The organism is Dyella silvatica, assembly GCF_026283955.1.
Lineage (GTDB): Bacteria > Pseudomonadota > Gammaproteobacteria > Xanthomonadales > Rhodanobacteraceae > Dyella_C > Dyella_C silvatica.
The window spans coordinates 1-6,608 of record NZ_JAPDPE010000171.1 but is presented as its reverse complement, the minus strand read 5'-3'; the positions used below and the strand labels follow the sequence as shown (position 1 = coordinate 6,608).

4 protein-coding genes are annotated in these 6,608 nt (G+C 63.1%); all 4 read right to left on the bottom strand.

The features are described 5' to 3' along the window. Positions 1–575: 575 nt before the first annotated feature. A complete protein-coding gene (flgL, locus tag OUZ52_RS21625) occupies positions 576–1,766 on the bottom strand; it encodes a flagellar hook-associated protein FlgL (RefSeq protein WP_266160663.1) in 1,191 nt (396 codons plus the stop codon). Between the two features lie 203 nt (positions 1,767–1,969). After that, positions 1,970–3,847 (bottom strand): flagellar hook-associated protein FlgK, encoded by a 1,878-nt coding sequence (gene flgK / locus OUZ52_RS21620; protein WP_266160662.1) that lies wholly within the window; start codon positions 3,845–3,847, stop codon positions 1,970–1,972. Between the two features lie 39 nt (positions 3,848–3,886). Next, on the bottom strand, positions 3,887–4,822 hold the full coding sequence (gene flgJ / locus OUZ52_RS21615) for a flagellar assembly peptidoglycan hydrolase FlgJ (protein WP_266160664.1): 936 nt from the start codon (positions 4,820–4,822) through the stop codon (positions 3,887–3,889). Between the two features lie 16 nt (positions 4,823–4,838). Then, positions 4,839–5,951, bottom strand: coding sequence for a flagellar basal body P-ring protein FlgI (locus OUZ52_RS21610; RefSeq protein WP_266160661.1), 1,113 nt, complete (start codon positions 5,949–5,951; stop codon positions 4,839–4,841). Positions 5,952–6,608 lie beyond the last annotated feature (657 nt).

The window sequence follows — 6,608 nt, the reverse complement described above, 5'->3', positions numbered from 1 at the left end:
TGATTCCCAAACTTGCCGTTCTAGCTCCTCCCCCTGCATGCAGGGGGAGGCTGGGAGGGGGTTGGGTCTTGCCGCAAGATGGCACCCCTCCCCAACCCTCCCCTGCAAGCAGGGGAGGGAGTAGTGCGGCGGACCCTCACGACGCCGAATCCTTCATCGCCCGGCGACTGCATGCAGTCGCACCCGAGTGCGCGCAGGACGCGCGCTGCTCTTGGGCCCCCTATACCGCGGTGAGGCTGGGTCGACAGGCCCGTAGGGGCATCGACACGGATGTCGATGCCTTTTCGCCAGGGCAGGAGCCCTGTCGCCCATTCTGTCTAAAAGCAGCCCGCCCCAGCCTCACGCACTCGTAGGGCAGGATGGCCGGAGAGCGCGGCATGGGGGTGGCCTTTCTTTGGGTTACTTTTCTTTACTCCGGGCATCCATGCCCTCCGCCCTTCGGGCCAGCTTCGCTGTTCGCACCCGCTCCTGCGGGTGCGTGGCCACGCAAAGAAAAGTGACTCGGACCCCGGCAGGGGTTCGAAACCCGCCGCAGGCGACACCCCAGCCACAACGCACCCAACAAGCGACAAAGCTCACCGCAAATAACTAAACAACGACGACTGCTGCACCTTACTAAACGTCATCTGCGCCGCCTGCAACGTAGTCGACTGCAAACTCAGCCGACTGATCGCATCGTAATAATCCAGATCCTGCACATCCGACAACGCACTCTTGTACTGCAACGACAAATCGCCATTAAGCGACCCCTGCTGATCCAGCGCATTCATGCGCGCACCAATCCCCGCACGCGCACGGGTAATCGTGTCGATGGATTGATCGAGATTGGCGAACTGCGAATTGATGATGTTCTGCATGCCGGCGCCGCCACCAGGTGTGCGCAGGGCGCCGATGATGTTGGTCATCGTGGTAAAAATATCTTGCTGCCCGGAGGGCGCTATCGCGAAATTATCGCCAGCGGCCGGCGTGCCGGTAACGGCGACTTGCACACCGCGAAAAGCAATGCTGCCGCCGCTACTGACGTTATAGCTACCCGTGCCGACCGTGGCACCTGAAGCATCCCGTACGGTGTAGGCGTTGGCGGCGGTGAAGGCGATGGTGTAGCTGCCGCCGTCCCACGCGCTGCGATCGGTGACGCTGGAGCTGCCGGCAAGCGCGTTGCCGGTATTGCTGCCTGCCGCTTGCACGGTGAAACTGCCGTTGCCGGTGGGCACGCGCATGAACACGGCGCTGCCGGGGTCACCAGTGGCGACCTGCATGCCTGGACCGGCGGCGATCATGCGCTGACCGTCATCGCCTTGATAGCTGACGGCGCCGCTCTGCCATGAAAAAGGCTGGGTACCGGTCTGGCTGCCGGCGAACAGATAATCGCCCTGGCCGTCTTTACCGTTGGCCAGGCCCAGCAATTGTTGCTGCAGCTGAGTCAGCTCGGTGGCGATATCGGAGCGGGTCTGATCGCTTTGGCTGCCGTTGCTGCCTTGTAGCAATAAGGTGCGCACACGATTGAGCACATCGGCCGATGAGGACAGCGATTGATCCTCAAGACCCAGGCGGGCATTGGCCGCGGTGATGTTGCGCTGATACTGCGCACTGTCGGCGGTCATGTGGCTCAGCTCCAGCGCACGCGCCGCACCCACCGGATCATCGGAAGGCTGGTTGATGCGCTTGCCGGTATTGAGCTGGTTTTGCGTGTCGGCGATATCGCTTTGCCGGTCAAGCATGTTGCTGACCGAAGATTGCTGCATCCAGCTGGTAGAGATACGCATGGGCTTAGGCCGGTGGAAAGAAAAGGAACGGTGAACAGGAAACGGGGAACATGAGAGGGAAAGTCAGATCGCAGTACCCGGCTAAGGCGATGCTTATTGACCGTGCGGTCAATAAGCACTCGAGCGAGCGCATCAACACATCGAAACTCGCCGCCACCAGGACATTCCCCGTTCCCCATCCCCCGTTCCCCGCTTTAATGGCTTTAACTTTTGATCGCTCCAAGCAAGGCATTGAAAATACTGCTGGCCGTGGAGATCACCTGCGCCGACGCCTGATACGCCTGCTGATAACGCACTAGGTTGGCCGCCTCCTCGTCCAGGTTCACGCCAGACACGTCTTGCTGCGCCCGCAGGGCCTGGTTGTAGATGCCGGTCTGCGTGGTCAGCCCATCTTTCGCCAGCGAGCCGGCGCTGCCGACCTGGCTGGTCAGCTGGCCGTAGGCGCGGCCGACACTGGTATTGCCGCCATCGAGTACGCCGAGGTTGGCGACCTTGCCCAGGGCCAACGCATTGCGATTGTCGCCGCGTGCATTGGTATTGGCTTTGATACTGAAGCTGTCGCCGACGGCGGGCGCGCCATCCAGCTTGAGACTCCAGCCGTTATTAGTGATGGGCTGCCCCGCTGTCCATGCTTGCGACGGGCCACCGTCGATGCGGTAACTGGTCGGCGAGTCGAACACGATATTAGAGGCAGTGAGCAGGTTCGCAGTGCTCGGATCGCTGACCGCGATGTTGTTGACACTGCCGCTGCCTTTGTTGGCCGTGCCTGCCGTGGTCGTCAAGGGTGCGGCGGCGGCAAGCTTGTTGGTATCGGTAATCGCCACCGCGAAACCCGCAGCAGCGGTACGCGTGGGCTGGATGCGAAAGCTGTCGCCCTTGGCTGCGGCGCCACCGACGACAAAGCTCAAACCGTCCGCGGTATAAGGGTCAGCCGCGGTGCCCGTGCCTTGCATGGTGACGGCATTACCGCTGCCGTCGCGCAGGCCCCAGGCGCTGCCGTCATAGCTGAGTACATAGTCTTTCGTGGTGAGCTTACCGATATCGCCGATGTTTGCGGCTACCGTCGCGCTGCCCTGGTTGGTGCCGGCGCCCTGCACCACCGGGCCACCGACGTTGAAGACATTGCCGCCCATGGCCCCGTTGAGATCCATGCCTTGCGCGTGTTGTGCGTTAAATGCGCTAGCCATGGCCAGCGCGGCACGACCCAACTGATTCTGCGCCGGGTCGAGCACGCCGCTGCGGAAATCCATCAAGGCGCCCAGGCTGCCGCCACCGATTTGTCCGCTGATGATGGTGCCGCTGTCTTTTCCGGTGACTTCCAGTCGCGCGGCATCGTAGGTGTTGGGGGCCGTGCCCAGTGCATAGGCTTGTGTGCCATTGACCAGCGCCTGGCCGTTGCCGACGAGAATATTGATGGTGTGATCGCCCTGCGGCACCACGCTGACACCGACCTCGCCGGAGATTTTCTTGATCAGCGCATCGCGCTGGTCGAGCAGATCCGATGGCTCGCCGTTGCCGCTGGCGTACGCCGTGCGTATTTGCTCGTTGAGCTTGGCGATGGATTGGCTGTCGCTATTGATCGCATCGACGGTGTCGCCGATCTGCCGATTCACGTTCTGCGAGAGTTGATCGAACTGGCTCGACAACGCCTTGAACGTACTGGCCAAGCCATTGGCCCGCGCCAGCAGTACCTGCCGCGCCGAGGCATCGGACGGCGCATTCGCCATGTCCTGCACCGCACCGTAGAAACTATCCAGCGAGGTTTGCAAATTGCTGCTGCCGGAAAGCTGGTTATTGAGCTGGCCGGTGAGGCTTTGGTAAGTCGCCGCGCGACTTTGCCCGGAGCCCGCCGACCACAGGGCGGTGTTTAGGTATTGGCTATACGCACGCTGCACCGACTGCGTGTCCACCCCGGTGCCGATGTAATAGTTACCCGCGCCTTGCGGCGTACGCGCGGTGAAGTTCACCAGTTGCCGGCTATAGCCGGCGGTATTGGCATTGGCCACGTTATGGCCGACGGTGCTTAAGCCCACCTGCGCGGCGAGCAGGCCGGAAACGCCGGTAGAGAGCATGTCAGCCATGCGATGTCCTTAATGAGTTGTTGGCGAAAGGCGTGCGCGTCATAGCATCTGTGACGGCAAGCTGGCGTCTGACTTGAGGCTGCCCGACGCGAGCGAGGCCAGCGCCTCGCGCATTTGCGGGCTGTTGGCGATGGCGGTGAGCTTGGCCGCGTACGCCGGATCGGTGGCATAACCGCCACGCCTGAGCGCCTGGGCAAAGCCGGCGACATCTTCGCCTCGGCCAAGCGCCGCGGCATACCGTGGGTTGTCGCCCACCAGGCGAGCGTAGTCGGCAAATGAATCGGAAGGCGTCTGATAAGCGCGGAACTGATCGCGCCGGCGCACCGCCACGCCATCTTCGTATTCCACCGTCGGCACACTGACTTTGTCACCGCCCCAGCTGCTGCCCGCCTTCATGCCGAAGAGATTGAAACTGCTGCTACCGTCACTTCGCTGCGGCAGATGTTTGCCCCAACCGGTTTCCAGCGCCGCTTGCGCCAGCAAGGCACGCACCGACACGCCGAGCTTCGCCGCGGCGGCTTGCGCATGCGGCGCCAGCGCGCGCACGAAACTCACCGGGTCGCCGCCAGGCAACACCTTGCTCACCACATCGGCCGCGGTCGCCGCAGCGCCGGATAACTGGCGCAGCGTGTCGTTCGTCGCCGGGGTTGAACTGGCCGCATCCTTGCCGCCGAGCTGGCGCATCAACATCTGCGCAATACCCATGCCGCGCCCGCCATTGGACAGACTCAGCGACAACTGCTGGTCGAACATATCGCGGTAAGCATTGCCTGCCTCGCTGTCGCCCATGCCCTCGCCTGGGCTGGCCTCGCGCATCGACTTCAACATCATCTGGGTAAAGATCGCTTCGAACTGTTTGGCTACCGCAGGCAAGGCTGCCTTGCCGTCGCCCTGGGCCTGCGCGCGCAATTGATTGAAGCCGGACAACTCCGTCCAGGTATGCAGTGCGGGCAGGGTGCTGTCAGCCGAGGTCATTCCGTTCACCGCCATGTCAAATCACCACCAGCTCCGCACGCAGCGCGCCCGCTTGCTTCAGCGCCTGCAACACAGAGATCAGATCGCTGGGCGAGGCGCCGACCTGATTCACCGCGCGCACGATGGTGTCCAGGCTGACACCGGGGCCGAACTTGAACATGTGCGCACCCTCCTCGGTGACCTGCACATTGCTGCTCGGCACCACCGCCGTCTGCCCGCCGCGACTAAAGGGCGCCGGCTGACTCACCAGCGGCTGCTCACTAATGGTTACCTGCAACGAGCCGTGCGCCACCGCCGCCGCGCTGACTCGCACATCCGAACCAATCACCACCGTGCCGGTGCGCGAATTGACCACGATGCGCGCCGGCGCATCGCCCGGCTGCACGTCGAGATTCTGGATCGTGCCCAGCCATGCGACTTTCTGCGACGGATCTTGTGGGCCACGCACACTGACTGAACCCCCGTCGAGTGCACGCGCCGTACCCGCGCCGTAAGCGCGATTGACCGCCTCGGCGATACGCCCTGCGGTGGTGAAATCCGAGGTATTGAGGTTCAACACCAGATCACCGGCGTTGTTGAACGACGAGACCACGCTGCGCTCCACCGTGGCACCGTTCGGAATACGCCCGCTAGCGGCGCTGTTGATCTGCACGCTGGAGCCGCTCTTGCCCTGCGCACTCACCCCGCCGACCACCACGCTGCCCTGCGCCAGCGCATAGACACTACCGTCGGCACCGCGCAACGGCGTCATCAACAACTCACCACCGCGAATGCTTTTGGCGTTGCCGATGGAGGCCACGGTGATGTCGATGTTCTGCCCTGGCTTGGCGAACGGCGGTAACTCGGCCGTGATCGTCACCGCCGCCGCGTTTTTCAACTGCGGCCGTGCATTGGCAGGCACGGTGATGCCGAACTGCTGCAGCATGTTTTCCAGGCTTTGCGTGGTGAATGGCGCTTGCGTGGTTTGGTCGCCGCTGCCGTCGAGGCCGACGACGAGGCCGTAGCCGATCAGCTGATTGCTGCGTACGCCGGCAACTTGGACCAGGTCGCGGATTTTGTCGGCATGAAGGGGGGCGGACAGGAGTAGCGCCAGGGTTATCAGGCAGGTGGTCGCTATTTTGGGGGGCATGGGGCTGTCCGCTTCGGGTGGGGAATCTGGGTGTTGCTGGCACGCTTTGCTCGTGCGCTTGCTTGTTGTCGTGTCGTCACGTGCCTGCCTATGGCGTGCATTCGCGCGCTCGTTGGAATGTGGCGAGTTGGCTCCCCTGCGGAGGGCCTGCTTGTTGGCGGCGATATCGCGATTGGCTCGCCTGCGGCGGGCTTTCGAACTCCTGCCGGAGTCCGAGTTACTTTTCTTTGCGTGGCCAAAGAAAAGTAACCCAAAGAAAGGCCAACCCCATGCCGCGCTCTACGGGCATCCTGCCCTTCGAGTGCGTGAGGCTGGGTCGGGCTTTTCGACAGGGCTCCTGCCCTGGCGAAAAGGCATCGACGTCCATGTCGATGCCCCTGCGGGCCTGTCGACCCGGCCTCACCGCGGCAAAGGGGACCCAAGAGCTTGCGCGCGTCCTGCGCGCACTCGGGGGCGACTGCATGCAGTCGCCGGGCGATGAAGGATTCGGTGTCGTGAGGGTCCGCAGCACTACTCCCTCCCCTGCTTGCAGGGGAGGGTTGGGGAGGGGTGCCATCTTGCGGCAAGACCCAACCCCCTCCCAGCCTCCCCCTGCATGCAGGGGGAGGAGCTAGAACGGCAAGTTTGGGAATCAGCGCGAACACCGAGCGCTGCGCC

Coding starts and splice junctions, on each gene's coding strand:
- flgJ (WP_266160664.1), bottom strand. CDS start 4,822: ATGACCTCGGCTGACAGCACCCTGCCCGCACTGCATACCTGGACGGAG.
- flgL (WP_266160663.1), bottom strand. CDS start 1,766: ATGCGTATCTCTACCAGCTGGATGCAGCAATCTTCGGTCAGCAACATG.
- flgK (WP_266160662.1), bottom strand. CDS start 3,847: ATGGCTGACATGCTCTCTACCGGCGTTTCCGGCCTGCTCGCCGCGCAG.
- OUZ52_RS21610 (WP_266160661.1), bottom strand. CDS start 5,951: ATGCCCCCCAAAATAGCGACCACCTGCCTGATAACCCTGGCGCTACTC.